Here is a 26,245-nt window from a genome sequence, read left to right on the forward strand (position 1 = left end):
CCCGGTCCCATCCCGAACCCGGTAGCTAAGACCCACAGCGCTGATGGTACTGCACTCGGAAGGGTGTGGGAGAGTAAGACACCGCCGGGATTAACATGAAAGAAAGAAGTGGTCGAGGCCGCACCCCCTTAGGGGGCGCGGCCTCCCACCATTTAACACGCCGGAACGCTGTAGTGTCTGGGGCTATGGTCGTTGAAGCAGCTGTGAAGCCTCCGAACCGAGCGCGCGTCGTCGTGGTGGGCGGTGGCAATGGCGGGATCGCCCTGGCCTCGCGCCTGAATCGCAAGGGCGAGAGCGACGTCGTGATCGTTGAGCCCCGCTCGGAGCATTTCTACCGCCCGCTCTTGTCCTACGTGGGAGCCGGCCTGGCGACCCTGGGCGATGCACGGCGGGAGCAAAGCAAAGTCATGCCGGAGGGATCCACCTGGGTGCGCGACGTCGTGACACGGGTCCATCCCGAACTCTCCACGGTGACCCTGGGCAGCGGCGCGACGATCGGCTACGACCAGCTCGTGCTTGCCGCTGGCTCGCGTCCCGACTGGGACTTCATCCCGGGATCGGCTGAGGCCGTCCTGTCCGAGAACGCGTCCACTAACTATCTGTTCGATCTCGCCCCGAAGACGTGGCGACTCGTGGACGCCGCCACCTCGGGGACCGCTGTGTTCACGATGCCCGACACCACGTGCCCGTGTGCGGGGGCCGCCCAGAAGATTCTCTACATGGCGTGCGATCTGTGGCGCAGCCGCGGTGTCCTGGACGACATGCGGGTGGTCCTCACCGTCCCGGAAGACACGATCTTCGGCGTCCCCGTGGTGGACGATGAACTACATCGGGCGATCGACGATTACGGGATCGAGCTACGCACGCGCACCCGTGTCCGGTCGGTGGACTCGGGGACGACCGCGATCACGATCGAATCCGACGGTGCCACGGAGGAGATCTCGTACGACTTCCTGCACCTCACGCCACCGCACATCGCCCCGGACTGGGTGGTGGACTGCGGCCTCTCCGCCGAGGGAGCGCGCGGGTTCGTGGACGTGGATCCCGGGACGCTGCGTCATCGCCAGTACGAGAACGTCTGGGCACTCGGGGACATCGCGGCCACCCCGGGCTCCAGTTCCGGTGGTGCGCTGCGGAAGCAGACACCGGTCGTCGCGCAGAACATCCTGTCCGCGCTGCGCGGGCAGCCCGCCACTGCCCGGTACTCCGGGTACACCGTGAGTCCGTTCACCGTCTCCCGCCGCACGCTGGTGCTGGCGGAGTTCACCGCGGACGGCACCCCCAAGCCCAGCAGCAAGGTGTTCGACCCGCGGAAGGAACGCAGGTCCACGTTCCTCTTCGACCGCTGGGGCCTTCCGTGGATCTATTGGCACCGCATCCTGCGGGGTAAGTGACGCTTCGCGCTTCCCCGCCCGGAGCGACCCCGCACCGATCACCGATCCCGAGGTGGGATCCCATGCAGAAAAGATCATCCCGCACGTGTGGTGCCAGGGCACCGCGGAGGAAGCAGTCGCGTTCTACCGGAACGCCCTGCCGGACTGCATGCTCGCCGGTTCGTCCCGGTATCCGTCGGAGGGGGTGCCCGATTTCCAGCAGACGTTCGCCGGCGAACTGCTCACCGCGGATCTGCGGATCGGGGACTACCACGTGGTCCTCATCAACGCGGGTAACGCATGCTGGAGATGAAAAAGCTGAGTATCGCGGGGCTGCGCGGGGACTGACTCCGAGGATCCCGCGCGTCTGCCTCTGGGGCGGCCCGCGCAGGTCGTTTCGGTCAGTTGCACCGGGCAGGTGGCCGACGGCTGCATTCTCGGGGGCCACCTGCCCGGGCCAAGATCGACGGTCCCCTGTCCCGGGCCAAGATCGACGGGCACCTGTCCCGGGTCCGGGTCGACGCGTCCCTCTTCCGGGTCAGGACCGGTTCACCTGGCTGCGCCGAGCGCCCGGTCCAGGTCCGCCAGGTGATCCTCGATGTCCTCGATCCCCACGGACAGGCGCACCAGATCCTCGGGAACCTCGTACGGGGTGCCCACCCGGGAACCGTGGGTCATGCTATGGGGCACGCACGCGAGGGACTCTACACCCCCCAGGCTCACCGAGAGGTTGTAGAGCTCAGTTTCGCGCACGAACGCGTGGGCGGCCTCGATGCCCCCGGCGGGCCGGAATGAGATGATGCCGCCGAATCCGCCGGTGAGGGTTTGTGCAGCCAGCTCGTGCTGCGGGTGTTCCTCGAGACCGGGGTAGTTGACCTCCAGGACGTCGGAGCGTGAGCGCAGGAAGCGGGCCACCTCCAGCGCATTCGAGCAGTGCCGTTCCATGCGCAGCGGGAGGGTCTTCAACCCCCGGGCCGCGAGGAACGAGTCGAACGGACCGGCCACCGCACCCCCGGCGAACTGCTGGAACCCGATGAGCTCGGACAGCGGCTGACCCCGCCACTCGGTGTCACCCACGACCACGGCACCGCCGAGCACGTCCGAGTGCCCGCCGATGTACTTGGTCGTGGAATGCACGACCACGTGGGCGCCGAGCACGAGCGGGTTCTGCAGGGCGGGGGACGCGAAGGTGTTGTCCACGACGAGGAGGGCGTCGGCGTCGTCGGCGACCTGCGCCCACGCGGCGATGTCCGCGACGCGCAACAACGGGTTGGACGGCGTCTCGAGCCACAGGACCTTGGTGCGTCCGGGGAGGACGGTCTCCGCGGCGTCGGACGCGGAGGCGGACGGCACGAAGTCGTGCTCGATACCCCACTTGGACAGCACCTGGTCCACGAGGCGGAACGTGCCGCCGTAGACGTCCGAGGCGAGCACGATGTGATCCCCCGGGGCAAGGACCGCGCGCAACAAGGCGTCCTCCGCGGCCATCCCGGAGGCGAACGCGAAGGCCCGGGTGCCCTGCTCGAGGGAGGCGAGCTGTTCCTCGAAACCGTTGCGTGTGGGATTGGAACCGCGGCTGTATTCGTGGCCCCCGGTGCGGAACTGGTTCACGCCGTCCTGGACGAACGTGGAGGTCTGGTAAATGGGCGGGACCACGGCGCCGGTGGTCGGGTCGGGCTGTTGGCCGTCGTGGATGGCGCGCGTGGCGAGTCCGGGCAGGCGGGTGTCGGTGCGGATCATGGGGTGGTCTCCTTCGGGGGGTGCGGGCAGCTCAGTGGGCCGCGGTGGTCGACGCCGAGCGGGGCTGCGGCGCGTGCGCGGGGGCGATGACCGACAGGGCTTGGAAGAGATCGGCCGTGAGATCGGCTTCGTCCTCGAGCCCCACGCTCACGCGCAGGGTCCGCTCGGTGATCCCGCTCGCGCGGAACTGCTCGGGCGTGAGGCGGCAGTGGGTCATGCTCGCGGGGTGCGCCACGAGGGTGCGGACGTCACCGATGTTGGCCGCGAGTTTGATCAGACGCAGCGAGTTCACGGCATGCTCGACCTGTTCCGGGGTTCCCTTGAGGTCGATCGAGAACACGCCGCCCACCCCGCGGTAGCCTCCGGTCTCCCGCAGCTGTTGCTGTCGCGGATCCCCGAAGCGGGGGTGGTGGACACACTCCACCGCGGGATGCTCGGCCAGGGTGAGGGCGAGTCGCTCCGCCGTGGCGGACTGGCGTTCCACGCGCACACCCAGGGTCGTGATGCCCTGCAGGATCTCGTGGGCCGTGGTCGCGCCCATGCACGGGCCCAGGTCGTTGAGGTACTTGCACCGGGCCACACCCAGCAGCGCTCGCCGGGCACCGAAGACCTCCACGGGGGAACGGTCCCCCCAGCGGTGGTGCTTGCGGGTCAACCACGGCCACCGTTCGGGGTCCTCGGTGGGGTCGAAGGACCCGGTGTCCACGAGCACACCGCCCAGGGGCCCGCCGTGTCCCGAGAGGTACTTGGTGGCCGAGTGCACCACGAGGTCCGCACCGTGGCGCCCGGGAGTGTAGAGGTGCGGCGTGGCCACGGTGTTGTCCACGATCACGACCACACCGTTGCGGTGCGCGATCTCCGAGATCGCCTCGAGTTCGGGCAGTTCCGTGAGCGGATTGGCCACGGATTCGAGGAAGAACACGCGCGTGCCGGGGCGCAGGGCATCCTCCCACTGCTGCGGTTCGCGGGGATCCGCGAACGTGACCTCCAGGCCAGTGTCCGCGAGGGTGTCCGTGAGCAGGTCCACCGTCCCGCCGTAGATCCGCGAGGAGACGACGACGTGCGCGTCCTTCGCGGGCCCGGTCAGCGTGAGCAAAGCGAGGCTCACCGCGGCTTGTCCCGAGGACGTCGCGACCGCGCATTCCCCTCCCTCCAGCCGCGCGACCTCGGCCTCGAGCGCCGCGACGTTCGGATTACCCGTGCGGGCGTACGTGAAACCGCTCGCGCGCTGGGCGAAGACCTCGCGGGCGTCGGCCAGGGTCTCGAACGCGTACGCGGCACTGTGGTGGATGGGCCGGACGATGGGCGTGCCCAGCGGAGCGGGGGTGGCTGCGGTCATGGTCTTCTTCCTTCCTCGGCCCACCCGGTGGCCGCGCGGCGGCGGCCACCGGGTGGACGTTTCCTACGGGTGAATCAGCGCTGCGCCGGAGTATCCGCGGCAGGGGTCGACGACGCGGCGACAGTGACGCTCCCGGACACGGTCGTCGCGTCGTTCGGGTCCACGTTCGCCGGTGCACCTGCGGGCGCGCCGGCCGTCCGAGCGGCGTCGTCGGCGGAGAGTTCCGCGCGCACGGTGACCGTCGCGGCGACCAGCCGGTCCAGTGCGGCCTCGGTCTCGGGCCAGCCGCGGGTCTTCAACCCGCAGTCGGGGTTAACCCACACGCGCTCGGCGCCGATCTCGTGCGCCGCGTGGCGGATGCGCCCCGCGAGCTCCTCGAACGTGGGGACCCGGGGCGAGTGGATGTCCCACACGCCGGGACCCACGTCCCGAGGGAAGTCGGATGCCGCGAGCCCGGTCACGATGCCCGAACCGGAGCGGGACGCCTCGAGCGTGGTGACGTCCGCGTCCAGGGCGTCGATCGCGTCCAGGACGGTCTCGAACTCCGAATAGCACAGGTGGGTGTGGATCTGGGTGTCCGTGGCCGCCCCGCCCGTGGCCAGGCGGAACGCCCCCACGGACCACTCGAGGTACGCCGGGCGCTCGGCCGCCCGCAGCGGCAGCAGCTCGCGCAGCGCGGGCTCGTCCACCTGGATCACGGGCGTTCCCGCGCGCTCGAGATCCGCGATCTCGTCCCGCAGGGCGAGTGCGACCTGGTCGGCGACCTCGGCGGCCGGAGCGTCGTCGCGCACGAAGGACCACGCGAGGATCGTGACCGGCCCGGTCAACATGCCCTTGACGGGGCGCTCGGTCAGGGACGCCGCGTACGAGGTCCAGTCCACCGTGATCGGCGCGGGGCGCGAGACGTCCCCGAACAGGATCGACGGGCGCGTGCAGCGCGATCCATAGGACTGCACCCAGCCGTGCTGCGTGGTCACGAAACCGTCCAGGCCCTCCGCGAAGTACTGCACCATGTCGTTGCGCTCGGGTTCGCCGTGCACCAGGACGTCGAGCCCCAGTTCCTCCTGGACGCGCACCGTGTGGGCGATCTCCGCGCGGATCGCGTCCGTGTACTCGGCCTCCGTGATCCGCCCCGCGCGGTGGTCCGCCCGGGTCTTGCGGATCTGCGGCGTCTGCGGGAAGGATCCGATGGTCGTGGTGGGCAGCACGGGCAAGCGCAGACGTTCGCGCTGGGCAGCGCGGCGCTGTTCGGCGTCCGCGCGCTGGCGGTCCGCGTCCTGCACCGCGGCGGTGCGCTCGCGGATCTCGGCCTTGTGAGTTGCCGGGTGCTCGGCGCGGGCCGCGCGGATCGTGGCGTCCTCGTCCAGGGTGTCCCGGATGGCATCCCAGCCGTGCTCGACGCCGCGCGCGAGCCCGACCACCTCGGTCACCTTCTGGTCCGCGAACGCGACCCAGCTGGTGACGTCCGGATCCAGTGCGGTCTCGCGGGCGACGTCGTGCGGGACGTGCAGCAGCGGCGTCGCGGTGCCCACGGCCACCGGCCCGCGGGCCGCGGCGCGCAGCCGGTCCAGGGTCTCGACGGCGCGCGCGAGGTCGGTGCGCCACACGGTGCGTCCGCCCACGACGCCGCCCACGACGGGGCGTTCGCCCCATGCCTCGAGTGCCTTCTTGCCGGGGACGTCCCCGCGGTCGAGGTCGATGGCCAGGGCGTCGACGTTCGTGTGGGCCAGGGCGAGCTGGGCGTCCTCGCCGGCATCGCCGTAGCCCACGGTCACGAGGATCGCGGGGCGCTGTTGCTCGTTCGAAAGTTGGGTGTAGGCGCTCTCGAGGGCGGCCACGAGTTCGGTGCGTTCCACGCTCCACCCGTCCGCGGCGAGGGCCGGCTCGTCGAGTTGCACCCATTCGACGCCGGCCTCAGCCAGGGCTCGCAGGATCGCGGCGTATTCGGCCACGACGTCGTCGAGGCGCTGCAGGGGGTGACTTGCGACGGCATCGGTGGTCTCGGGGCGTGAGAGCAAGAGCAGGCTCACGGGGCCCACGAGGACCGGGCGGGTGGTGATCCCGGTGGTCCCGAGGGTGGTCCGGTAGCGGGACACGAGACTCTCGGGGTTCGCACGCAACGGGGTGTCCGGGCCGATCTCGGGTACGTAGTAGTGGTAGTTGGTGTCGAACCACTTGGTCATCTCGAGCGGCTCCAACCGATCGGTGCCGCGGGACAACGCCGTGATCAGCTCGATCCCGCGGGGCGTGTCCGGGGCGGCGGGCTCGTAGCCGTCCGCGATGAACCGCGCGGGAACCGCGCCCAGCGCCAGGGACGTGTCCAGGACGTGGTCCACCGCGAACCCCTCGGACGGCACAGCGTGATCCGCGGTGAGGCCGAGTTCGGACAATCGCGTGGCGGTGCGCTCACGCAACCGGGCGAGGGTGTCCAGCACGGTGGTGGCGGGGTGCTGTTGCGGGTCCTTCCAATAGGACTCGAGTGCGCGCTTGAGCTCGCGGTCGGGGCCGATGCGGGGGTAGCCCAGGATCGTGGCGGCGGGGAACGGGACGGGCTGGGTGCTCATGGGAACTCCTCGGAGCTGGTGTGGGGTATGGCGGTTAGGGGGTGTGATGAGCCGCGGCAACGGGTGTGCTCCGGCGCGGCGGGGTAAGGGGAACGTCAGCGTGGGTGGTGCCGCTACGAACGATTTTCGGCCTGCCCGGATGTGGCGGTCGAAGCCAACACGATCGGTTCACGGGTCGGTCGGGGCTGGTGCGGCGGTCAGGCCGCGGGGCTGCGGCCTCGGTATTCGCGTGCGGCATCCCGGACCCGCAGGTGCTCCAGGATGGTCAGCGCCGCCTCGGGGCGGTTGAACGTGTACAGGTGGAAACCGGCGCAGCCCAGATCCATGAGGTCGTCGATCAGGGACAGGGTGGCCGCGACCCCTCGGTGGCGCAGTTCCTCAGGAGTGTCGGCGCGCAGGAACCGGGTGAGGCGTTCCGGGACCCGGACCCCGGTGATCTCGGTCATGCGCTGCAACCGTTGCGGGTTGCTCAGCGGCATGAGCCCGGCGACCACGGGGATGTGGATGCCCTCCGAGCGCGCGCGTTCCAGGAACGTGGCGTAGTCCTCGGGTTCGTAGAGCACCTGCGTGATCGCGTAGTCCGCACCGGCCTCCTGCTTGTCCCACAGGGACGCGAGATCCGCCTCGAAGTCGCGGCCTCGCGCGGGGGACGGGTAGCACGCCACCGACACGGACAGCGGTCGCTGACCCGGGCGGAACCCGGTGCCGAAGCGACGTCGTTCGACGTCCCGGATCAGCTCCACCAGTTGGGAGGCCCGGCCCAGGCCACCCGCGGGGGTCCGCCATTCCCCGGTACCCAGGGGCGGGTCGCCGCGCAGCGCGAGGAGGTCGCGAACGCCGTCGTCCAGCAACTGGTCCACGGCGCGCTCGAGACCCGCGCGGTCCGTGCCACCGCACGTGAAGTGCGCCATGACCGGGGTCTTGGTCGTGCGGCGCAGGTGGCGCAGCGCCTCGCGGGAGACGCCGTGATGGCCGGCGTGACCGTGGGTGACGGAGAAGAAATCCGGCCCGGCCTGGGCCATGGCGTCGATGTTGCGCCACACAGTGTCCGGGTCCGCGGTGGGCCGCGGCGGGAACACTTCGAACGAGACGAGCGTGGAGCGGCGCGGGCGCCGGACCAGCCAGGACGTCCCCGTGGGCGGGCCAGTCACGGGCGCGGGTTCTGACGCTGCGAGGGGTGCGGGCATATAAAAAATCCTCCGGCCTTAGGACGCCGGAGGACGAGCTCCGAGCGCCGTACTTGCCGACCACGCGGTTGCGCGGCGGCCGGATCCTCATCTGGGGCACCCCACTACAGCTGGAGGGTTGCCGCCCGGCTAGCCAGAGCTTCGCACCGGGACTCATGATCCTTTGTTACGAGTAAGCGTAGCACAGCCCCGTGACGAGGCCCACGAACGATGACGGAACCGCCGGCCTCCCGCCGCGCTCGTCTTCCCAAGCGGGCGGAATGGACCGCACGGGGGCACCTGGGCCCTGCCGTGGTCATCCTGCCCCACGACGTGCAGGACATGAAGATGCCCGAGTTGGGACCCGAGAACTGGGTCTCGCGCTCGATAGCCGCGGCGCCGGCCGCGGGCGGGTCCGCGTCCTCGCAGGCACCCGCTCCGACGACGACGCCGTCCCCCTTGCGCAGCGCGACCGCCAACCCCGGTCGTCACGAACCCTGAGTTCGGGCCGCCGTGCATCCGGCGGCTCGCCGGTGCACCCGCGTGACCAAAGCGCGGCGAAAAACAGGGACGCCCACCCGGTTAACCGACCGGGTGGGCGCGCCTTGGCGTGTCATCAGCAACTCAGCATGGGTGCCAGACCTTTCCTCCCGGTTCGTAGCACCGGGGGCCGGTGTAACCGGGATAACCGCCATCACTCTCGGGAGCCGGGGGCACGTGGGGTGCCGCCGGCAGCTGCGGGGCAGCAGGTACCCGGGGCGCGGCCGGTAGCTGAGGTGCCGCGGGCTGCGCGGGGGCGGGGTTGTAGTTGTAGTTCGGTTGCGGAGCGGGATTGGGTTGGGGTGCCGGATCGCCCACGGCGACCTCGTCCTCCACGACCGCGGGAGGCGCCTCGAGCGTCGGCGTGGGAGTGGGCGTGGAGGACGAGGTGGGACTCGGCGTCGCGCTCGGGCTCGCGGTGCTCGGAGTTGTGGTGCCGGGGGATGCGGATTCCCCCGGCGGCGCGCAGTCCTGCTTCGGGTCGAAGAAACCGACCTGCATGGCCTGGGCGACGTTGTACGCGCTGTCCATCTCTCGCCGGTACGTGCTGTTGGCGCCCACGGTCATGGGCGTTGCCAGGCCCGCCTTGACGAGTGCCTGGTTGACGTTCAACCCGTCGTCGTCGCGGGTCACTCGGGCGAGGGTGCGGCCGTAGCGGTCCGTGCGTTCCACGTCGTAGTCCAGGTGGATCGTGGATCCCTTGGGCAGTAGGTCCTCAAGCTTGGCCGTGGCCTCGTCCGCGAGGCACTCGCCGGGCTGACCGTCCCGCGCGACCTCCGGGGTATTGATGTTCAGCAGCCGCACCCGCGTGGACTTCCCCGCGATCGTGGCGTCCAGGGTGTCCCCGTCCACCACGCGTTCCACTGTGGCCACTGAGTCGTCCGGGGTGGTGCGCAGTGCGGCATGGTGTAGACAAGACGCATGGCCACCATCGATGAGCTTCCCGGTGAGATTGTCGCGGACCTGCGCGTGAGCGATGCCCGTCCCCTGAGCGGCGGGGACACCGCCCGCGCCTACTGGCTCGAGACCCCGGACGGGCCCCTGTTCGCCAAGACCATGCCGGGTGCCCCGGCGGGTGTGTTGGCGTTGGAGGCGGCGGGACTCGAAGCGCTGCGCGCCGTCGCCCCCGCCGAGGTGCGGGTGCCCAGGGTGCATCACGTGGGCGATGAGGCCCTGGTGCTCGAGTGGATCGACGAGGGTCCCGGACGGCAGGACCGTGCCACGGAACGCAGCATGGGTGCTGGTCTCGCGGCCATCCACCGCGCGCGAGCCCCGCACGTCGGGTGGCTCTCGGCGGAGCTGCCGGAACGCATCGGCTCGTTCCCGGTGGATCTCACGCCCACGGACGACTGGGCCGACTTCCTGTTACACCGCCGCATCGAGCCGTTGCTGCGCGCGGCGATCGACGCGGGACACCTGGACCCCGCGGCGTCGGACCTGCTGGCGCGCTTGGCGCCGCGAGCGGACGAACTCGCGGGCCCTCCCGAACCCCCGAGCCTGCTGCACGGTGACCTGTGGGCAGGCAACCGCGTGGTGGATCGCAACGGGACGAACTGGCTCATCGATCCGTCCTCGTTCTACGGACACCGCGAGTACGACCTGGCCATGATGCAGCTCTTCGGCGGTTTCGGGCGGGAATGCTTCGCGGCGTACGACGACGCCTACCCCCTCGCGGACGGCTGGCACGACCGGGTGCCGTGGTACCAGTTGCCGCCGCTGCTGGTGCATGCGATCAGGTTCGACGGTGGTTACGGCGGGGCGGTCCTACGGGCCCTGCGCAGTCTGATGTGACACTACGGGGCGCGTCCATCACCCGCTGAGGACAGGGCGTTCTCGGCCGATGACTGCTACAAGGCAGGTGCGGACAACGTTTTCCACCCGCGTGACATGGTTGGACACGTCCCCCGCACGTGCAGCATGATGTTTACTAGATTGTCTAGTTATCCACAACGCGAGGAACGCGATGGAGAGCAGTGCAACGTGGTACGGGCCGGTGAGCCCGCAGTCGCGTGCGCTGCGCCGGGTGGTCGTGCTCAACGCGGAGATCGCGTACGAGATCCGCCGCATCTTGGGGCTCAAGGGAACCGATTACGCGGCCATGGCCATGCTCATAGTCCATTCCATGGGGCCTACGGAACTGGCTCACGCGCTGCACATCACGACGGCCTCCGCGACCGCGGTGGTGGACCGACTGGTGCGCGCGGGTCACGTGGTCCGGGAGCCCGTGGAGGGGGATCAACGCCGGATGACTGTGCGCGCGGTGACCTCGTCCAGGGAGCGGACCCGGGAGCACGTCGTGCCGGTAATCGGGATGGTCGAGGACGAGCTCGACGCCCTGGACGAGCCCGGGCGTGAGGCCGTCCTCCGGTTCCTGAGAGGTACCGAGTCCCGTCTGGAGGAGTACTTGGAAGACTTGCGTGGGCGCGCGGACCAGGCGTCCCAGGACGATCCCGGGGCGGGTGGGTCATGACCGAACGCGTACGCACCGCCCGGTCCCGTGAATCCCACCGAGCGGCTCCCGGGATCCCGTCCGTTGCCGATCCTGGGGCCTCCCCGAGTGTCGCCCCCGCCGACGACGCCGCCTGGTGCCGTTTCCGCACCGCCGTGGGGGAAGAGCTGGACGCGTTCTTCGCGGCCCCCGCGAATCGAGTTCCCACGAGCCCGGGTTTCGGGGTGCTGTGGGAGCGGGTACGCGAGCACATGGTGGGCGGCAAGCTCATCCGGCCGCGACTGACGTGGATCGCGTGGTCCTCCTTCGCCGGGGGCGCGGGGGATGGATCGAGCGCGCCTGACCTGCTCGTCGCGCCGGACGCCGGGGATGCCGCGGAGACGCCGGGTGTGCGCGATGCGGCCGGAGACGGGAACCACACGGCGGGCGACCGGGAGACAGAGGTGCCGGACCCCGAGTGCGTGCGCCTGGCGGCGTCGTTCGAGATGCTGCACGCGGCCCTGCTGGTCCACGACGACGTGGTGGACCGCGACTGGCTGCGCCGGGGCATGCCCACGGTGGGAGAGCTGTTCCGCCGTGACGCGGCCCGCGCCGGCGCACCCGAGCACGAAGCGGAACACGCGGGGGCCTCGGCGGCGATCCTCGCGGGGGACCTGTTGTTGGCAGGGGCACTGCGGCTCGCGACCACGTGCGCATCGGACCTCGCGCGGTGTCGCGCCGTGGCGGACGTGGTGTTCGACGCCGTGACCGCCTCCGCGGCCGGGGAGCTGGATGATGTGCTGTTGTCCCTGCATCGATTCGGCGCCGAGCACCCCGGGGTGCAGGACATCCTGGACATGGAGCGGCTCAAGACCGCCACGTATTCGTTCGAGGCCCCGCTGCGGGCTGGCGCACTGCTCGCGGGTGCTCCCGCGGACGTCGCGGAGCGGCTGGCCCAGGCCGGTGCCATGCTGGGCGTGGGGTACCAGGTGGTGGACGACGTCCTGGGGACGTTCGGTGACCCGGGACTGACCGGCAAATCGGTGGACGCGGATCTACGTTCGGGCAAGGCCACCGTGCTCACCGCCCACGGGATGGGGGTACCCACGGTCCGCCGGGTCCTCAGGGACCTCGCGGCGGAACGCACCACGGTGCATCACGCGCGGGAAGCGCTCACGGCCTCCGGCGCCAAGGACGTGGCCGTGGAACTGGCCACGGATCTCGTGGACCGCGCCCGGACCACCCTGGACGAACTGCCCCTGCCCGCGGCGCAGCGCGATCAGCTCGTCGCGCTGTGCCACCACGTCCTGAACAGACACTCGTAGTGAGGACCCCCATGCCGGATTCGGACGCGCCGCCCCTCGCGTCGCTTCGCCTGTACACCGCCACGGCCCTCGCGGCCTCCGGGTCGGTCATCGGCCGGTACTCCACCTCCTTCTCGCTGGCGTGCCGCACTCTGCCGCCCGCCGTGCGCCGGGACATCGCGGGGATCTACGCGCTTGTACGCGTCGCGGACGAGGTCGTGGACGGCACCGCGGGCGCCGCGGGCCTCGAAGCCGCCCGCGTGCGCACCGCCCTGGACGGGTACGAAGCGGCTGTGAACTCGGCCCTGGCCACGGGATTCGCCACGGACCTGGTGATCCACGGCTTCGCGGACGTCGCCCGCCGTCACGGTTTCGGGCGGGAGCTGACCGAACCGTTCTTCGCATCCATGCGCGCCGACCTGGACGTGGCCGAGCACGACGGCGCGTCGCTCGAGTCGTACATCTACGGTTCCGCGGAGGTCGTGGGACTCATGTGCCTCGAGGTGTTCATGGACATGCCCGGCACACGGGCGGACACCCCTGAGCAGCGGGACATGCTGCGGGCCACGGCCCGGCGGCTGGGAGCGGCCTTCCAGAAGGTGAATTTCCTGCGTGACCTCGGGGCGGACCACGACCAGCTCGGTCGCACGTACTTCCCGGGCGCGGACCCCGCCCACCTGGACGAGACCCAGAAGGCGCAGCTGCTCGCGGACCTCAATGCGGATCTTGACGCCGCGATGCCCGGGATCCTGGCCCTGGACCGGCGCGCTCGCCGGGCGGTCCTGATTGCGCACGGACTGTTCGCGGAACTGTCCCGGCGGATCGAACGCGTCCCCGCGCGGGAACTGACCAGACAACGCATCAGCGTGCCCACCGCGGTGAAACTGCGGATCGCGGCGCGCTCCCTCTCAGATTCGGTGGTGACACGATGACACGGACGGTGGTGATCGGCGGCGGTTTCGCGGGCCTGGCCACGGCGGGGCTGCTCGCCCAGGACGGGCACCGCGTGACCCTTCTGGAACAACAGGACATCCTGGGTGGGCGCTCCGGGCGGTGGTCCGCGGAGGGCTTCTCGTTCGACACCGGCCCCAGTTGGTACCTCATGCCGGAGGTCATCGACCGGTGGTTCCGGCTCATGGGCTCCAGCGCCGCAGCAGAACTGGACCTGCGCACCCTGAGCCCGGGCTACCGCACGTTCTTCGAGGAGCACCTGGACGAGCCACCGACGGACGTGGTCAGCGGGCACGCGGAGGAACTGTTCGAGCAACTGGACCCGGGATCCTCCCGCGCGCTGCGCATGTACCTGGACTCCGGCGCGGAGGTCTACGAGCTCGCCAAGAAGTACTTTCTCTACACGGATTTCGCGCACCCCCGTGAGCTCATGACCCCGCAGGTGCTCAAGAACCTCCCGCGGCTCGGCACACTGCTGACCCGGTCCATGAAGGGCTACATCGACCAGCGGTTCACCGATCCGCGGGAACGCCAGATCCTGGGGTACCCCGCGGTGTTCCTGGGCGCCTCGCCCTCGAGCGCTCCGGCCATGTACCACCTCATGAGTCACCTCGATCTCACGGACGGAGTGCGGTACCCCGTGGGTGGGTTCAGCGCGCTCGTGGACGCGATGGTCGAGCTGGTGCGCGCGGCCGGGGTCGAGATCGTGACCGGGGCGACCGTCACGGGGATCGACGTCGAGCGGGCACCGCGCTCCGTGCGTTCCCAGGTGGCGGCCGCCCGTTCACGACGTCGCTCGGCCGGCTCCGTGCGCGGCGTACGCTACCGCGCGACGTCATCGGCCTCGAATGCGCCGCGGACGGCGGCCGACGGTGCGGAGACCACCGTGCCCGCCGATCTCGTGGTGGGTGCCACGGACCTGCACCACATCCAGACCAGGTTGCTGCCCGAGCGGTACCGGGCCCCGGAATCGCGGTGGAAGCGCCGGGACCCGGGGCCGTCCGGGGTGCTCGTGTGCCTGGGCGTGCGGGGGAAACTGCCGCAATTGGCCCACCACAACCTGCTGTTCACGGCGGACTGGGACGACAACTTCGCGCGCATCGGTACCGGGCGGGAGCTCGCGGAGGAGACCTCGATCTACGTGTCCATGACGTCGGCCACGGACCCCGCTACTGCGCCCGAGGGGGACGAGAACCTCTTCATCCTGGTGCCCGCACCGGCCGTCCCCGAGTGGGGTCGCGGCGGGATCAGCACGCCGGAACGCCACGAACCGGGTTCGGAACAGGTCGAGCGGGTCGCGGACGCGGCCGTGGCGCAACTGGCCCGCTGGGCGAAGATCCCGGATCTCGAGTCCCGGGTCGTGGTGCGGCGCACGTACGGGCCGGGGGACTTCGTCGCCCAGTTCAACGCGTGGCGCGGTTCCCTCCTGGGCCCCGGTCACACGCTCGGCCAGTCCGCGATGCTGCGCCCCGGCGTGACCGATCCCGGGATTCGGGGCCTGTTCTACGCGGGGTCCTCGGTGCGCCCGGGGATCGGCGTGCCCATGTGCTTGATCTCATCCCAGGTGGTGTGGGACGCCATCCGCGAGGACAGCGGGGTGTCCTGATGTATTTGCTCATGCTGCTCGTGTTCCTGGGGTGCTACGCGCTGATCGACCGGCGGTGGAACCTCTACTTCTGGTCGGGGCACAAACTGCGGGCGTGGCTCGTGCTCGTCGTGGGGGTCCTGTTCTTCCTCGCGTGGGACGTTGTGGGGATCGTCAACGGGCTGTTCTGGCACGGCGAGAACTCGCTGACCCTGGGGATCTTGGTGGCCCCCGAACTGCCCCTCGAAGAGGTCTTCTTCCTGGCATTCCTGTGCTACCAGACCATGATCTACGTGATCGGGGCACCCGTGCTGTGGCGGTGGCTGCGCGACCGGCGGGGCACCGCGGCGTCGTCGTCCGAAGTGCGAGGAGGTCACGGAGCGTGACGTACTGGAGCGTGAACTTCATCTTCTTGGGCATCTCGGCAGTGGTGCTGCTCGTGGCCGTGCTCGTGCGGCGGCCGCGGGGGCTGTTCTGGGGATCCCTGGTGGGATCCTTCGTGCTGCTCGGGGTGCTCACCGCGATCTTCGACAACCTCATGATCGCCGCCGGGATCATGACCTACACGGAGCACAACATCTCCGGCGTGCAGATCGGACTGGCCCCGCTCGAGGACTTCGCGTACCCGTTCGCGGGGGTGCTCCTGCTGCCGGCGCTGTGGTTGTTGCTCGGTGGTGCCCGCCAAGAACGCGGTGCCCGTGAAGAACGTCGTGCCGGCGACGGACGCGGCGCTCGCGACGGACGCGGGGCGCACGACGGACGCGGCGCTCGCGGTGCCCGAACGCCGGAGGCTGAGGAAAGGGGAGTCCGTGCTGAGTAAGCTCTTCTGGGCCTCGCGCCCCCTGAGCTGGGTGAACACCGCGTACCCGTTCACCGCGGCGGTGCTGTTGACCGGGGGCATCCCGTGGTGGCTCGTGGTGCTCGGCACGGTGTTCTTTCTGGTGCCCTACAACCTGGCCATGTACGGCATCAACGACGTCTTCGACTACGAGTCCGATCTGCGCAATCCCCGCAAGGGCGGCGTGGAGGGTGCCGTGGTGGACCGTGCCGCGCAACGCCCCGTGTTGCTGGCCTCGTGCCTGGTCCCGGTGCCCTTCGTCCTGGTGCTCCTGGGGTACGCGGTGGCCACGGGCAACTGGGTGTCCATTGCGGTGCTCGCGGTCTCGCTGTTCGCCGTGGTGGCGTACTCGTGGGCCGGGCTGCGGTTCAAGGAACGCCCGTTCGTGGACGCGATGACGAGTGCCACCCACTTCGTCTCGCCCGCGGTCTATGGCCTGACGCTGGCGGGCGCCACGTTCACACCGGGACTGTGGGCGCTGCTCATCGGGTTCTTCCTGTGGGGCATGGCCTCCCAGATGTTCGGCGCAGTCCAGGACGTGGTCCCGGACCGGGAGGGCGGACTCGCGTCCGTGGCCACGGTGCTCGGGGCCCGGCCCACCGTGTGGGTGGCCGCGCTGCTGTACGCCCTGGCGGGCGGGCTCATGATGTTCACCGAGTGGCCAGGCCAGCTCGCCGCACTGCTCGCGGTGCCGTACCTGCTCAACGTGCTGCGCTTCAACGGTGTCACGGACACCGATTCCGGGCGGGCCAACGCGGGGTGGAAGACCTTCCTGTGGTTGAACTACCTCACCGGTTTCCTGGTGACCATGCTGCTCATCTGGTGGGCCGCGGTGCGCCCGGTCTGACCCCGGCCGGTCGCTCGACGCCGCTCGCCCTCTCCCGGGGGCGGGCGGCGTCGTCGTTCTCGTCCTGATCCGATCCGTGAACCCTTGACCGCCTCGCCGGTTATGTGGTTAATTAGTAGAGTAATGAACCAAGGAGCTGGAAGTTCTCCATGACACCCAAACAAGACGGTCGCCCGATCTTCATGGTCCTGGCCGATCAGATCGCGGACGACATCCTCCAGGGCAACTACCCGGTGGATTCCGCGGTGCCATCCACCAACGAACTCGCCGCGTTCTACCGCATCAACCCCGCGACGGCGGGGAAAGCGCTGGGACGCTTGGTGGATCATGGAGTCCTGGAGCGGCGTCGTGGGATCGGGACGTTCGTGGCCGCGGACGGCCCGGACATCCTGCGAGCGCAGCGCCGGGAGGCGTTCCATGAAGACTTCATCCAACCCGCCGTGGCCGAGGCCCGAAGGCTCGGACTCACACTCGACGACATGGTCGCACTCATCAGAAAGGTCTCGCCATGAGTTCTCCCGTACGACACACGGATCACCGCGAGAGCGCGCCGGGGCAGGGGATCCGGATCAGGAACCTGAACAAGTCCTTCGGCAAGAAGCACGTGCTGCGGGACATCACCGTGGATTTCGCGCCCGATCGGGTGCACGGGCTGCTCGGGGCCAACGGCGTGGGCAAGACCACGCTGATGTCCGTGATCCTCAATCACACGTTCCGCAGCTCCGGTGAGGTGCTGATCGACGGTGAGGATCCGCGGGAGAACGCGCGGTTGCTCGAACGCACGTGCTTCGTCCACGAAGACCAGAAGTTCCACGACGACGACACCCCGGCCTCCCTGCTGCGCATCCTGCCCACGTTCTACCCCACGTGGGACACCGACCTGGCCGAGCGCCTGGCGTCCCGGTTCAAGCTGCCGATGAGCACGCGCACCAGCAAGCTCTCCCGCGGGCAGCGCAGCGCGCTGGCGATCGTCATCTCGCTGGCCGCGCGGGCGCCGTACACCTTCATGGACGAGCCGTACCTGGGGCTCGACCCCGGGCACCGAGCCCTGTTCTACGAGGAGTTCGCCCGCGCCATGGCCGAACACCCGCGCACCGTGATCCTCTCCACGCACCTGATCGACGAGGTGTCCGACCTGCTCGAGAACGTGGTCATGATCGAGGACGGCCGGGTCACGGTGGACGCGGACATCGACGACGCCCGGGACAGCGCGTTCGTGCTGCGCGGACTCGAACCCGTGGTCCGGGACGTCGTGGGCGCTCGCAGGGTCCTGCGCGAGCACCGACTCGGCAACATCCTCTCCGTCACAGTGGACGGCACCGCGACCGCCGAGGACCGGCGCCGCGCGGACGCCGCCAATGTCTCGGTGGAACCCGTCACCTTGCAGGAACTCGTGGCCGCGCGGGGCATGCGCGGCATCGACGACGCAGAAATGAGTGTGTGATGCAGTACGCCCGCCGGAACCTCGCGCTGTACCTGACCAACCGACTCAACTCCTTCGTGGTGGCCCCGGCCATCCTGGTCCTGGTCGCGATCCTCACGGTCGTGATCGGGCTGATCATCGGCATCCGCACCGGTCTGCCCCTACCGCAGCCGGTCCAGGACGGATTCCAAGCCAACCTGGCCGTGTTCTGGGCCCTCCCGGGCTTCCTGATCTCCCACGGCGCGCTGACCGCCAACCGGGGTTTCGCCGGCGCGCTCGCGTTCGGCAGCACCCGCCGGAACTTCTGGGCGGGCACGGCCATGGGTTTCGTGATCACGTCCCTGGTGGTCGCGGCCGTGGGTCTCGTGATTCTGGCCGCGGAGGCCGCGACCGGGTTCGGGCTGGGGATCAGTTTCCTCACCATTCACGCCCTGGGTGACGGCAACCCCCTGATCGTGGCCGTGACATTGTTCCTGCTGAGTCTCATGAGCCTCTTCGCGGGCATGAGTTTCGGCGGGATCTACCGCGCGGCCGGGGTGATCTGGACCGTGATCTCGATCGTGGCCGTGGTGCTCGTGGCACTGGGTCTGCTCGCCGCGATCGTAGCCTGGCCGGACTTGTGGTTGGACCTCGCGAGCGAGCTCGGACGGTGGGGCATCCCGCTCGGCCTCGTGGTCGTCACGCTGATCGCCGGTCTCGCGAGCCGCGCGGTGGTGCGGTACGCGGAGATCTGAGCTCCCGGTACGACGCCGCTCGCTCCCTTCCCGGGGGTGGGCGTCGTCGTCGTGTGCGGGTCGTGTCGTGCGGGGGGTGCGTGGACTGCACCCCTGACATCACCCGCTCCCGGGCCACCCCACCTGACATCATGGCCCCATGAGCCGATCGACATTCACCACGCACACCGCCCACGTCAATGACACCGAGCTGGCCTACACGGACGAGGGCCGGGGCGAGTCCATCGTGCTGCTGCACGGCCACGCGTACGACCGCTCCATGTGGGACGGGCAGGTCACGACTCTCGCGGAGCAGGGTTGGCGCGTGATCGCTCCGGACCTGCGCGGGTTCGGCGAGTCCCAGGTCACCGAGGGGATCGTGTACACCGAGGAGTTCGCCGCGGACATCGTCGCGCTGCTGGACGAGCTCGGCCTGGAGACCGTGATCCTGTTGGGCTTCTCGATGTCCGGGCAGGTGGCCATGCAGATCGCCGCGTCGTACCCCGAACGGGTGAGCGCGCTGATCATCAACGACACGGTGCCCACGTCCGAGGACGCGGCGGGGCGTCGTCGTCGTCATGTGGCGGCGGACGGGATCGTGCGGGACGGCATGGAGACCTACGCGCAGAACGTGCTGTCCAAGATGATCGCGGAGGAGAACGTGGAGCGGCTGCCGGAGGTCACCGAGCGCGTGCGCGAGATGATCCGGACCGCCCCGCTCGAGGGCTCCACCGCGGCCATGCGCGGGCGCGCCGAACGCAACGACTTCACCGAGACGCTGCGCGCGTGGGAGAAGCCCGCGCTCGTGATCGTGGGGGACTCGGACGCGTTCGACAACGGCGCGGGCCAGGCCATGAGCGAGCTGCTGCGCCACGGTGAGCTCGCGGTGGTCCCCGCGAGCGGGCACACGCCCAACATGGAGAACCCCTCGGAGTACGACGCCGCTCTGGGTGCCTTCCTCTCGCGTCTCGTCTGATCGGGCGGCTCGCGGGTGCCGCTCACGGGCGGAATGGCGGGCGAACATCTGAGTCCCGATAATGCCTCGGAATCGCGATCCGGGCGCTTTATCGGGGCATGGATGTACCCGGAGATGCCCGGCGCTCAGTTCCAGTTGTCGGCGAGCAACTCCATGGCTGTGAGGACGTCCGGTTGGCGCGTAGCGGTGGGGGAGATCATCAGCTCGTCCGCATCAGCGTGTTCTGCGAACCGGTGCAGGTAGTCCACCACGGTGTCCGGGGTGCCCGCGCCGGTGTAACTGAGCATGTGCAGGATCTGGGCGGCAGCGGGGGAGGCCATGACCATGTCCATCTCCTCGTCCGTGAACTCCCGGCCGCGGCCCACCATGGCCCTAACCCGGGAGCGCTGGGTCGCTTCCAACTGACGGGCGGCGTCCTGCGCGTCCTCGGAAATGATCACGTTCACCGCGGCGATCACGAACGGCTCCGCGAGCTGTTCGGACGGCTGGAACTGGGACCGGTACGCGGCCACGGCGTCCACGAGGGCGTCCGGCGCGAAGTGCGATGCGAACGCATAGGGCAGCCCGTAGGCCGCGGCCAGCTGGGCCCCGAACAGGGACGAGCCCAGGATGGTCAGCGGCACGTCGGTCCCCGCGCCTGGCATCGCCTGCACGCCCGGGATGAGTGAGTTGCCGGTCAGGTAGCCCCGCAGTTCCTTGACGTCCTGGGGGAAGCTCTCGGCGGATTCGGGGGAACGACGCAGTGCGCGCAGCGTGCGCGGATCCGTCCCCGGGGCGCGGCCGAGCCCCAGGTCGATTCGGCCGGGATGCAGCTCCGCGAGGGTGCCGAACTGTTCCGCGATCGTGAGCGGGGAGTGATTGGGTAGCATGACGCCGCCCGAACCGAGCCGGATGCGTTCCGTGTGCGCGGCCACGTGGGCGATCAACACTGCCGGTGCGGAGGACGCGATCGTGGGCATGTTGTGGTGCTCCGCGTACCAGACCCGCGTGTATCCCAACCGCTCCGCGTGCTGGGCAAGGGTCACGGAATCCGCGAAACTCTCACCCACCGATTGGTTCTCGCGCACGGTGGCGAAGTCGATGACCGATAGGGGCAGTGCCATGAATGAAACCCTTTCCAGAGAAAACTTGCTGTAGGAATAACGGGCTCACGGGGCCCGATATTCCGCGGGCCGCTGCTCTCCCGGGGGGATGAGCGGGGGAGCGGGATGAAGGAGCGCCTACCGGCAGACTCGGGGCCACCGCCGGACCCGGACTTGCCGGTTCAGTTCTCGGGGCGCCCTGCTCGGATCGTCCCAGCCGGCGCCTGGCGGCGCGCGTTGTGGGTGTCGGGGGTCGGTCATAGGCTCACGGGCATGGCCGAGTACGAGGTCACCGAGCTGTTCACCGTCCCCCGCGAGCCCACCGTGCTCGCGCCCGGGGCCGTGCACGTTCCCGATTGGCTCCCCGTCGCCCGGCAGCACGATCTCGTGGCCGCGTGCCGTGACTGGGTGCGCTCGGCCCCCATGCGTCACCAGGTGATGCCGGGCGGCGGTCGGATGTCCGTGCAGTCGGTCATGCTCGGCGCGAATCGGACCCCCTACCGCTACGGGGCCACCGGGGGAGCGGAGGTCGCGGCCCTGCCGGACTGGCTCGTGGACCTGGGTGCGCGGGCCGTGGCGGACGCGTACGGGGTGGTGGACGCGGGAGATGTGCGCGTCCCCGAAGTCGAGGACGTCGTCCGCGGTTTCGTCCCCGACTCCGCGCTGGTCAACTACTACGACGGCGCCGCGCACATGGGGATGCACCAGGACAAGGACGAGTTCTCGGCGGCGCCCATCGTGTCCCTGTCCCTGGGGGACACGTGCACGTTCCGCTTCGGCAACACCGAGACCCGCACGGCTCCGTACCGGGACGTGGAACTGCGCTCGGGGGACCTGTTCGTGTTCGGCGGACCCTCCCGGTACGCGTTCCACGGCGTGCCCAAAGTGTTCCCCGGCACGGGTGGCCTGCACCTGGGGTTGAAGAACGGCGGGCGGTTGAACATCACGCTACGCATGACGGGTGGACACCGGCGAGCGCGCTGACGTGCTGAGAGCGACCCCGTCTGTCGGCACACGGGGTCGGGCGCCCCGCTCGAACGCGAGGGTCTGCGCGCCGCTCGGCCACGAGAACCGGTGCCCCGCTCGGACCCGGGGCCGCGACGGGCGCGATGACACACTGGGGTCATGCAGAACGAGACCCTGGATCCCCGCCCCACGGACGTGCAGGTGGAGCGTTACCGCACCCTGGCCGCCGATCACGCGGTGGGGGTGGGCGTGGTGTGCTCGCGCTACCGGGGCAAGGACCACGCGATCACCGTCACGGCGTTCGCGGACGTCTCCTACGATCCGCCCACCATGCTCGTGTGCCTGTACGACATGGGCCGCATGTGCGAGGCCGTGGAGAGCACCGGCACATGGACCCTATCCCTGCTCAACGTGGATCAGCGCTCCGTGGCCAACTGGCTCGCGAGCCCCGGCAACCCAGTGGACGGCCTGCTGGACACCGTCCCGTTCCACCGCACCGAGCGCACGGGGACGCCTGTGATCGACGGGTGCCTGAGCTGGTTCGAGCTGGACACCGTGTCCACCCACACCGCGGCAACCCACCTGGTGGTCGTGGGGCGTGTCACGGCCATGGGCCGAGGGATGGACGCGGGTGCCGCGGACCGTCCCCTGATCCATTTCGCGAGGGAGTACAAGAGCATCGGGTGATCCCGGCCGCGGGTGGGCGTACGGTGAGAAGTGGGGGATCGCTCGTCGCACGGTGCGCAGCGGTGGTGTCCCCCCAATGTGACGTCTCATTGCGCCGTGTGGCCCAGAATGTGGACTACGAAATCATGTGTTGGACATGAGATGCCTGGCAGGATTTAGCCTGTCCGGATAACGGCGGCCGGACCGCCGATCCGGGAACACAGCCGTGTGAGAGGACCCACCATGCCGGACCGCGTCAGCCAGAACACCTCAGCAGCTCCCGAGACCCCCGACCACGGCCAGGGGTTGGACGGTGTCCCGGCATCCGGGGGTGAGGCAGAACGGGTCGCCGCACATGCCGTGGACCTCGTGGCCCCCACGGAGGCGCTGCACAGCGATCCGCGCCTGACGGAAGGGTTCAAGTCCGCGTTCGGTCAGCATCCCGCGGGCATCGCGATCATCACGGTCGCCGGGCCGGAAGGCCCCGTGGGCCTCACGGCGTCCTCCGTCTCCTCCATCTCCGCCGACCCTCCGATCCTCGGCTTCTCGCTGCAGGCCAAGCGCGGTTCAGCGGCCGTCGTGGCAACGGCCGATTCCTTCGTGGTGCATTTCCTGGATTCGGACAACGTGGAACTCGCACGATCCTTCGCCATTTCGGGTGCACCCCGTTTCGGGGACGACATGGAGTGGACCACGCTGTCCACAGGCGAGCCCCGCTTGCTCGGGGTGCGCCGCGTGCTGAGGGCCATCCCGCTCGCGCGGATCAAGGCCGGGTCGGCGCTCGTGTTCAATGCCGCCGTCGTGGAGGTCCTGGGTGAAGAGGGCTCGGGCAGCCCGCTTGTGTACCACCAGCGGCAGTTCCACGGCCTCAGCGACAGCTCGGTGCTGGACCTGCACCTCTGACGGGCGGGCCTTCGCCGTGCCGTGTGTGACGCTGTTCACCCAAAGTTTTCTCCAGAATAGGTTGACGCATCAAACAGCGGGTCGTAAATTAGTTTCCGAAGCAACCAATTGGGCCGTCCGACGACGGCCCGCCCGATGCCAAGGAGAAACGAATGACCACGCTCGAAGGTATGACCCCCGGAACCTGGACCCTGGACCCCGCCCACACGGAGGTCGCGTTCTCCGTCCGCCACGCCGGTATCTCCAAGGTGCGCGGTGTGTTCAGCGACGTCTCCGGTGAACTCAACGTGGCCGAGGACGCTTCGCAGTCCAACGGCCAGGTGGTCGTGGGGATGAACTCCGTGGACACCAAGAACGAGACCCGCGACAACCACGTGCGCTCGGCCGAGTTCTTCGACGTGGAGAACCACCCGCAGATGACCTACAAGATCACCGGCTTGGAGCTCAACGACGGTGAGGGCACCGTGACCGGCGAGCTCACCCTGCGTGGCGTGACCAAGCCCGTGAAGCTGGATGCCGAGTTCAACGGCGTGGCCGTGGACGCCTTCGGCACCACCCGCGCGGGTTTCACCGCCTCCACTTCGATCTCCCGCAAGGAGTTCAACGTGACCTGGAACGCCGCTCTCGAGGCCGGCGGGGTCATGGTCTCCGACAAGGTGCGCATCGACCTGGACGTGGAGTTCACCGCTCCGGAGTCCACCAACTGAACGACTCGCGCCCGAGCGACTCGCTCCCCGCGTAAACAGTGCCCCACCGGTTGTCCGACCGATGGGGCACTTGCGTTCCGCGGGGCAGGAGCGCGGCTAGCGCAACGACTGCACGATGAAGTAGATCAGCGGCACGAGCACGAGTCCCACGAGCGCGATGCGCCGCACCCTCACCTCCATACGCGCGGGGTTGATCCGGTACCCCTCGCGGCGGGTTTCGTTCGCGCCTCGGCGCGACGACGCCTCGGACAGGGGCCCCGGAGCGGCGTCGTCGTCCGGGAAGTTCCGATCGGGGGGCCCGGCGCCCCGCCCGTCATCGGGTGACGGGGGGTGAGGGGAAGTGTTCACGAGGCCTCCTGCGGGGCGCGAGTGCGGATCGGTGGCAGGGTCAACGCCATCTGGTGGTCATGATGAGCCCCGCCAGCATGAACCCGAGCCCGATCACCAGATTCCACACGCTGATCCCGGGGATGGGCACCATGCCCTGGAACAGGTAGTAGGTGATGATCCACAACAGCCCCAGGATCATCAACCCGATCATGACCACCTTGTACCACAGCGGCGTGGGCTGGTAGTCGGTGGACCGGCGCTCGCGCTTCTCCGCCTTGGCGGCCTTCGCCGCACGACGTCGCTCGTCCCGCTGCAGCTTCTTGCGCGCCGCGGGCGTCTCCGCGTCCTCGCTCGTATCGGACGTGCCGGCGCCCGGCTCGTCGGTGGACCCGGCCTCGCCGGATGCGTCCGCTCCGGACGTACCGGCCCGGGCCCCCTTCATGCCGGATTCGTTCGCTACAGCGGACACGGATGCCGCGGCCGCCCGCTTCTTCCCCGCCCGGCCCTTACCGACGGACGTCGTCTTGCCAGCGGGCACAGCCGGGTCACCGGACGCATCCCCGGTACCGGGGGCAGCGGCGTCGTCAGCGAGACCGTGGTCGGTCGCCGCATCCTTGGTGGAGACGGCCGAGGACCCGGATTTGCGCGCGGCAGAACGCTCGAAGGACGCGGCGGCGCTGTTGCGGGGAAGGATCTCCGCCGCGAGGGCGGCGAGTTCGCGGTCCCGTTCCGTGAGGGCGAAGTCCTGTGTGTCGTCCTGCGACTTACGGGATCGACCGAAGCGCTTCTTGGGCTCAGACACTGGCGTTCTTTCCTCCTGCTGCGTGGGCACCACGTCCGGGCGTGGCCCGGGGGTGGGCTCGCGGCCGTGGCGGCCCGCGGGTGCGGCGGGGACCGGTTCCTGCCGCGAGATCGGCGTTCAGTCTATCCGCCCGAGCGGGCGTAGACTGGCGCGAGTTCTGTCACTTGGTAAACGCGCAGGAGTTCTTGAGTGTCTGTGAAGATTCTCGTCGTGGATAACTACGACAGCTTTGTCTACACCTTGGTGGGGTATCTGCAGCAATTGGGGGCCCAGACGACCGTGGTGCGCAACGACGACCTGGACGTCGCCGCGGCCACCGCTCTCGCCGGTGAACACCAGGGTGTCCTGCTGTCCCCCGGCCCCGGTGCCCCCGCGGACGCCGGCGTGTGCGCGGACCTGATCCGCTGGGCGGAGCACACCAGGACACCGTTGCTCGGCGTGTGCCTGGGCCACCAGGCGCTCGGTGAGGTCTACGGCGCTCGCGTGGGCCACGCCCAACAGCTCATGCACGGCAAGACGTCCCAGTTGGTGCACCACGGGGACAGCGTCTTCCCCTCGGTCCCGTCGCCGTTCACCGCGACCCGGTACCACTCGCTCGCCGTGGCCGCGGACACCGTCCCGGACTGCCTCGAGGTCACCGCGACCACCGAAGACGGGCAGGTGGTCATGGGTCTCAAGCACCGCTCCGCCCCGCTGCACGGTGTGCAGTTCCACCCAGAGTCCGTGCTCACGGAGGGTGGCTACCTCATGCTCGGCAACTGGCTCGAGGAAGTGGGCCAGCACGGTGCCGCCGCAGCGGCCGCGGGGTTGTCCCCGCTCATGACCGCCTGAGAACCAGTTCCGTCAGAGGCACCCGGACCGCACACTCCGTCGGAGCGAGGTCCGTCTAAACAAGGCCCCGCACAGTAAGGCCCGGCCGATCTCAGCCGTCGCCCCCGCGGGATGCGGTGGGGCGACTCGTGGGCTGGGGCTGCGTGGGTTGGGGTGCGGCATCCGTGGGTT

Annotated in this window: 28 protein-coding genes and 1 riboswitch; of the genes, 20 read left to right on the forward strand and 8 right to left on the reverse strand. The window is 69.5% G+C overall.

Annotation, left to right across the window (positions count from 1 at the left end; translation table 11 throughout):
* Positions 1 to 203 precede the first annotated feature (203 nt).
* Both J1M36_RS09285 and J1M36_RS09290 read left to right on the forward strand, forming a co-directional pair.
* Positions 204 to 1,394, forward strand: a complete 1,191-nt coding sequence (locus J1M36_RS09285) for an FAD/NAD(P)-binding oxidoreductase (protein ID WP_342358323.1) — start codon at positions 204 to 206, stop codon at positions 1,392 to 1,394.
* Positions 1,395 to 1,446: 52 nt separating this feature from the next.
* Positions 1,447 to 1,686: a VOC family protein gene (locus J1M36_RS09290; protein WP_064845656.1), complete on the forward strand. Its 240-nt coding sequence runs from the start codon at positions 1,447 to 1,449 to the stop codon at positions 1,684 to 1,686.
* Positions 1,687 to 1,922: 236 nt separating this feature from the next.
* Here J1M36_RS09290 and J1M36_RS09295 read toward each other — a convergent pair whose 3' ends face one another.
* From J1M36_RS09295 to J1M36_RS09310, 4 genes are all read right to left on the reverse strand, one after another.
* Positions 1,923 to 3,113: a cystathionine gamma-synthase gene (locus J1M36_RS09295; protein ID WP_206479147.1), complete on the reverse strand. Its 1,191-nt coding sequence runs from the start codon at positions 3,111 to 3,113 to the stop codon at positions 1,923 to 1,925.
* Between the two features lie 31 nt (positions 3,114 to 3,144).
* Positions 3,145 to 4,452 (reverse strand): aminotransferase class I/II-fold pyridoxal phosphate-dependent enzyme, encoded by a 1,308-nt coding sequence (locus J1M36_RS09300; RefSeq protein ID WP_206479148.1) that lies wholly within the window; start codon positions 4,450 to 4,452, stop codon positions 3,145 to 3,147.
* A gap of 74 nt (positions 4,453 to 4,526) precedes the next feature.
* On the reverse strand, positions 4,527 to 7,016 hold the full coding sequence (metE, locus tag J1M36_RS09305) for a 5-methyltetrahydropteroyltriglutamate--homocysteine S-methyltransferase (RefSeq protein WP_206399657.1): 2,490 nt from the start codon (positions 7,014 to 7,016) through the stop codon (positions 4,527 to 4,529).
* Positions 7,017 to 7,213: 197 nt separating this feature from the next.
* A complete protein-coding gene (locus tag J1M36_RS09310; RefSeq protein ID WP_035964997.1) occupies positions 7,214 to 8,203 on the reverse strand; it encodes a methylenetetrahydrofolate reductase in 990 nt (329 codons plus the stop codon).
* 44 nt (positions 8,204 to 8,247) lie between these two features.
* Positions 8,248 to 8,364, reverse strand: a riboswitch (SAM riboswitch).
* A 49-nt stretch (positions 8,365 to 8,413) separates the two neighbouring features.
* Here J1M36_RS09310 and J1M36_RS09315 point away from each other — a divergent pair.
* Positions 8,414 to 8,683 carry a hypothetical protein gene (locus tag J1M36_RS09315; RefSeq protein ID WP_121544252.1) on the forward strand — a complete coding sequence of 90 codons (270 nt, stop codon included), beginning with the start codon at positions 8,414 to 8,416 and terminating at the stop codon, positions 8,681 to 8,683.
* Between the two features lie 123 nt (positions 8,684 to 8,806).
* Here J1M36_RS09315 and J1M36_RS09320 read toward each other — a convergent pair whose 3' ends face one another.
* Positions 8,807 to 9,595 carry a thermonuclease family protein gene (locus J1M36_RS09320; protein ID WP_206479149.1) on the reverse strand — a complete coding sequence of 263 codons (789 nt, stop codon included), beginning with the start codon at positions 9,593 to 9,595 and terminating at the stop codon, positions 8,807 to 8,809.
* Positions 9,596 to 9,643: 48 nt separating this feature from the next.
* Here J1M36_RS09320 and J1M36_RS09325 point away from each other — a divergent pair, with 48 nt between their 5' ends.
* From J1M36_RS09325 to J1M36_RS09380, 12 genes are all read left to right on the forward strand, one after another.
* The gene (locus J1M36_RS09325) at positions 9,644 to 10,513 is read left to right on the forward strand and encodes a fructosamine kinase family protein (protein WP_085106589.1); all 870 of its coding nucleotides are present in this window, start codon (positions 9,644 to 9,646) and stop codon (positions 10,511 to 10,513) included.
* A gap of 172 nt (positions 10,514 to 10,685) precedes the next feature.
* Entirely contained in the window at positions 10,686 to 11,192 is a 507-nt protein-coding gene (locus J1M36_RS09330) for a MarR family transcriptional regulator (RefSeq protein ID WP_206479150.1), read from the forward strand.
* On the forward strand, positions 11,189 to 12,475 hold the full coding sequence (locus J1M36_RS09335; protein ID WP_241247047.1) for a polyprenyl synthetase family protein: 1,287 nt from the start codon (positions 11,189 to 11,191) through the stop codon (positions 12,473 to 12,475). The genes J1M36_RS09330 and J1M36_RS09335 overlap by 4 nt, the downstream gene beginning before the upstream one ends.
* 11 nt (positions 12,476 to 12,486) lie before the next feature.
* Positions 12,487 to 13,386, forward strand: coding sequence for a phytoene/squalene synthase family protein (locus tag J1M36_RS09340; RefSeq protein WP_206479151.1), 900 nt, complete (start codon positions 12,487 to 12,489; stop codon positions 13,384 to 13,386).
* Positions 13,383 to 15,011 carry a phytoene desaturase family protein gene (gene crtI, locus J1M36_RS09345; protein ID WP_064845646.1) on the forward strand — a complete coding sequence of 543 codons (1,629 nt, stop codon included), beginning with the start codon at positions 13,383 to 13,385 and terminating at the stop codon, positions 15,009 to 15,011. The genes J1M36_RS09340 and crtI overlap by 4 nt, the downstream gene beginning before the upstream one ends.
* Positions 15,011 to 15,376, forward strand: coding sequence for a lycopene cyclase domain-containing protein (locus J1M36_RS09350; RefSeq protein WP_206479152.1), 366 nt, complete (start codon positions 15,011 to 15,013; stop codon positions 15,374 to 15,376). The genes crtI and J1M36_RS09350 overlap by 1 nt, the downstream gene beginning before the upstream one ends.
* Positions 15,373 to 15,810: a lycopene cyclase domain-containing protein gene (locus J1M36_RS09355; RefSeq protein ID WP_206479153.1), complete on the forward strand. Its 438-nt coding sequence runs from the start codon at positions 15,373 to 15,375 to the stop codon at positions 15,808 to 15,810. The genes J1M36_RS09350 and J1M36_RS09355 overlap by 4 nt, the downstream gene beginning before the upstream one ends.
* Positions 15,800 to 16,675, forward strand: coding sequence for a prenyltransferase (locus J1M36_RS09360; RefSeq protein ID WP_206479154.1), 876 nt, complete (start codon positions 15,800 to 15,802; stop codon positions 16,673 to 16,675). The genes J1M36_RS09355 and J1M36_RS09360 overlap by 11 nt, the downstream gene beginning before the upstream one ends.
* A 149-nt stretch (positions 16,676 to 16,824) precedes the next feature.
* A complete protein-coding gene (locus J1M36_RS09365) occupies positions 16,825 to 17,187 on the forward strand; it encodes a GntR family transcriptional regulator (protein WP_206479155.1) in 363 nt (120 codons plus the stop codon).
* Positions 17,184 to 18,119 (forward strand): ABC transporter ATP-binding protein, encoded by a 936-nt coding sequence (locus J1M36_RS09370; protein WP_241247048.1) that lies wholly within the window; start codon positions 17,184 to 17,186, stop codon positions 18,117 to 18,119. Before J1M36_RS09365 ends, J1M36_RS09370 begins: the two co-directional genes overlap by 4 nt.
* On the forward strand, positions 18,119 to 18,832 hold the full coding sequence (locus tag J1M36_RS09375; RefSeq protein ID WP_206399652.1) for a hypothetical protein: 714 nt from the start codon (positions 18,119 to 18,121) through the stop codon (positions 18,830 to 18,832). The genes J1M36_RS09370 and J1M36_RS09375 overlap by 1 nt, the downstream gene beginning before the upstream one ends.
* A gap of 139 nt (positions 18,833 to 18,971) precedes the next feature.
* Positions 18,972 to 19,787 carry an alpha/beta fold hydrolase gene (locus tag J1M36_RS09380; protein ID WP_206479156.1) on the forward strand — a complete coding sequence of 272 codons (816 nt, stop codon included), beginning with the start codon at positions 18,972 to 18,974 and terminating at the stop codon, positions 19,785 to 19,787.
* Between the two features lie 125 nt (positions 19,788 to 19,912).
* Here J1M36_RS09380 and J1M36_RS09385 read toward each other — a convergent pair whose 3' ends face one another.
* Positions 19,913 to 20,890, reverse strand: coding sequence for an LLM class flavin-dependent oxidoreductase (locus J1M36_RS09385; protein ID WP_206479157.1), 978 nt, complete (start codon positions 20,888 to 20,890; stop codon positions 19,913 to 19,915).
* Between the two features lie 252 nt (positions 20,891 to 21,142).
* On the opposite strand from J1M36_RS09385, the gene J1M36_RS09390 reads away from it, so the two are divergent.
* The 4 genes from J1M36_RS09390 (at position 21,143) to J1M36_RS09405 (ending at position 24,111) form a co-directional block, all read left to right on the forward strand.
* Positions 21,143 to 21,853, forward strand: coding sequence for an alpha-ketoglutarate-dependent dioxygenase AlkB (locus J1M36_RS09390; RefSeq protein ID WP_206479158.1), 711 nt, complete (start codon positions 21,143 to 21,145; stop codon positions 21,851 to 21,853).
* A 141-nt stretch (positions 21,854 to 21,994) separates the two neighbouring features.
* On the forward strand, positions 21,995 to 22,522 hold the full coding sequence (locus J1M36_RS09395) for a flavin reductase family protein (RefSeq protein ID WP_206479159.1): 528 nt from the start codon (positions 21,995 to 21,997) through the stop codon (positions 22,520 to 22,522).
* 222 nt (positions 22,523 to 22,744) lie between these two features.
* Complete coding sequence (locus J1M36_RS09400; protein WP_193519961.1) at positions 22,745 to 23,404, forward strand: flavin reductase family protein; 660 nt, start codon at positions 22,745 to 22,747, stop codon at positions 23,402 to 23,404.
* 152 nt (positions 23,405 to 23,556) lie between these two features.
* Positions 23,557 to 24,111, forward strand: coding sequence for a YceI family protein (locus tag J1M36_RS09405; RefSeq protein ID WP_193519962.1), 555 nt, complete (start codon positions 23,557 to 23,559; stop codon positions 24,109 to 24,111).
* Positions 24,112 to 24,207: 96 nt separating this feature from the next.
* Here the strand turns inward: J1M36_RS09405 and J1M36_RS09410 are convergent, their stop codons facing one another.
* Positions 24,208 to 24,459, reverse strand: coding sequence for a hypothetical protein (locus J1M36_RS09410; protein ID WP_098053657.1), 252 nt, complete (start codon positions 24,457 to 24,459; stop codon positions 24,208 to 24,210).
* A gap of 40 nt (positions 24,460 to 24,499) precedes the next feature.
* Positions 24,500 to 25,243: a cell division protein CrgA gene (locus J1M36_RS13120; RefSeq protein ID WP_206479160.1), complete on the reverse strand. Its 744-nt coding sequence runs from the start codon at positions 25,241 to 25,243 to the stop codon at positions 24,500 to 24,502.
* Between the two features lie 189 nt (positions 25,244 to 25,432).
* On the opposite strand from J1M36_RS13120, the gene J1M36_RS09420 reads away from it, so the two are divergent.
* Complete coding sequence (locus tag J1M36_RS09420; RefSeq protein ID WP_064845633.1) at positions 25,433 to 26,074, forward strand: aminodeoxychorismate/anthranilate synthase component II; 642 nt, start codon at positions 25,433 to 25,435, stop codon at positions 26,072 to 26,074.
* The last annotated feature ends 171 nt before the right edge of the window (positions 26,075 to 26,245 follow it).

The sequence above is a fragment of the Kocuria sp. KRD140 genome (assembly GCF_017168375.1).
GTDB classification, from domain to species: Bacteria; Actinomycetota; Actinomycetes; order Actinomycetales; family Micrococcaceae; genus Kocuria; species Kocuria marina.

Excerpts from the sequence above, each read along its gene's own strand:
- J1M36_RS09295 (WP_206479147.1), bottom strand. The coding sequence starts at position 3,113 with ATGATCCGCACCGACACCCGCCTGCCCGGACTCGCCACGCGCGCCATC.
- J1M36_RS09300 (WP_206479148.1), bottom strand. The coding sequence starts at position 4,452 with ATGACCGCAGCCACCCCCGCTCCGCTGGGCACGCCCATCGTCCGGCCC.
- metE (WP_206399657.1), bottom strand. The coding sequence starts at position 7,016 with ATGAGCACCCAGCCCGTCCCGTTCCCCGCCGCCACGATCCTGGGCTAC.
- J1M36_RS09310 (WP_035964997.1), bottom strand. The coding sequence starts at position 8,203 with ATGCCCGCACCCCTCGCAGCGTCAGAACCCGCGCCCGTGACTGGCCCG.
- J1M36_RS09315 (WP_121544252.1), top strand. The coding sequence starts at position 8,414 with ATGACGGAACCGCCGGCCTCCCGCCGCGCTCGTCTTCCCAAGCGGGCG.
- J1M36_RS09325 (WP_085106589.1), top strand. The coding sequence starts at position 9,644 with ATGGCCACCATCGATGAGCTTCCCGGTGAGATTGTCGCGGACCTGCGC.
- J1M36_RS09330 (WP_206479150.1), top strand. The coding sequence starts at position 10,686 with ATGGAGAGCAGTGCAACGTGGTACGGGCCGGTGAGCCCGCAGTCGCGT.
- J1M36_RS09335 (WP_241247047.1), top strand. The coding sequence starts at position 11,189 with ATGACCGAACGCGTACGCACCGCCCGGTCCCGTGAATCCCACCGAGCG.
- J1M36_RS09340 (WP_206479151.1), top strand. The coding sequence starts at position 12,487 with ATGCCGGATTCGGACGCGCCGCCCCTCGCGTCGCTTCGCCTGTACACC.
- crtI (WP_064845646.1), top strand. The coding sequence starts at position 13,383 with ATGACACGGACGGTGGTGATCGGCGGCGGTTTCGCGGGCCTGGCCACG.
- J1M36_RS09350 (WP_206479152.1), top strand. The coding sequence starts at position 15,011 with ATGTATTTGCTCATGCTGCTCGTGTTCCTGGGGTGCTACGCGCTGATC.
- J1M36_RS09365 (WP_206479155.1), top strand. The coding sequence starts at position 16,825 with ATGACACCCAAACAAGACGGTCGCCCGATCTTCATGGTCCTGGCCGAT.
- J1M36_RS09370 (WP_241247048.1), top strand. The coding sequence starts at position 17,184 with ATGAGTTCTCCCGTACGACACACGGATCACCGCGAGAGCGCGCCGGGG.
- J1M36_RS09375 (WP_206399652.1), top strand. The coding sequence starts at position 18,119 with ATGCAGTACGCCCGCCGGAACCTCGCGCTGTACCTGACCAACCGACTC.
- J1M36_RS09380 (WP_206479156.1), top strand. The coding sequence starts at position 18,972 with ATGAGCCGATCGACATTCACCACGCACACCGCCCACGTCAATGACACC.
- J1M36_RS09385 (WP_206479157.1), bottom strand. The coding sequence starts at position 20,890 with ATGGCACTGCCCCTATCGGTCATCGACTTCGCCACCGTGCGCGAGAAC.
- J1M36_RS09390 (WP_206479158.1), top strand. The coding sequence starts at position 21,143 with ATGGCCGAGTACGAGGTCACCGAGCTGTTCACCGTCCCCCGCGAGCCC.
- J1M36_RS09395 (WP_206479159.1), top strand. The coding sequence starts at position 21,995 with ATGCAGAACGAGACCCTGGATCCCCGCCCCACGGACGTGCAGGTGGAG.
- J1M36_RS09400 (WP_193519961.1), top strand. The coding sequence starts at position 22,745 with ATGCCGGACCGCGTCAGCCAGAACACCTCAGCAGCTCCCGAGACCCCC.
- J1M36_RS09405 (WP_193519962.1), top strand. The coding sequence starts at position 23,557 with ATGACCACGCTCGAAGGTATGACCCCCGGAACCTGGACCCTGGACCCC.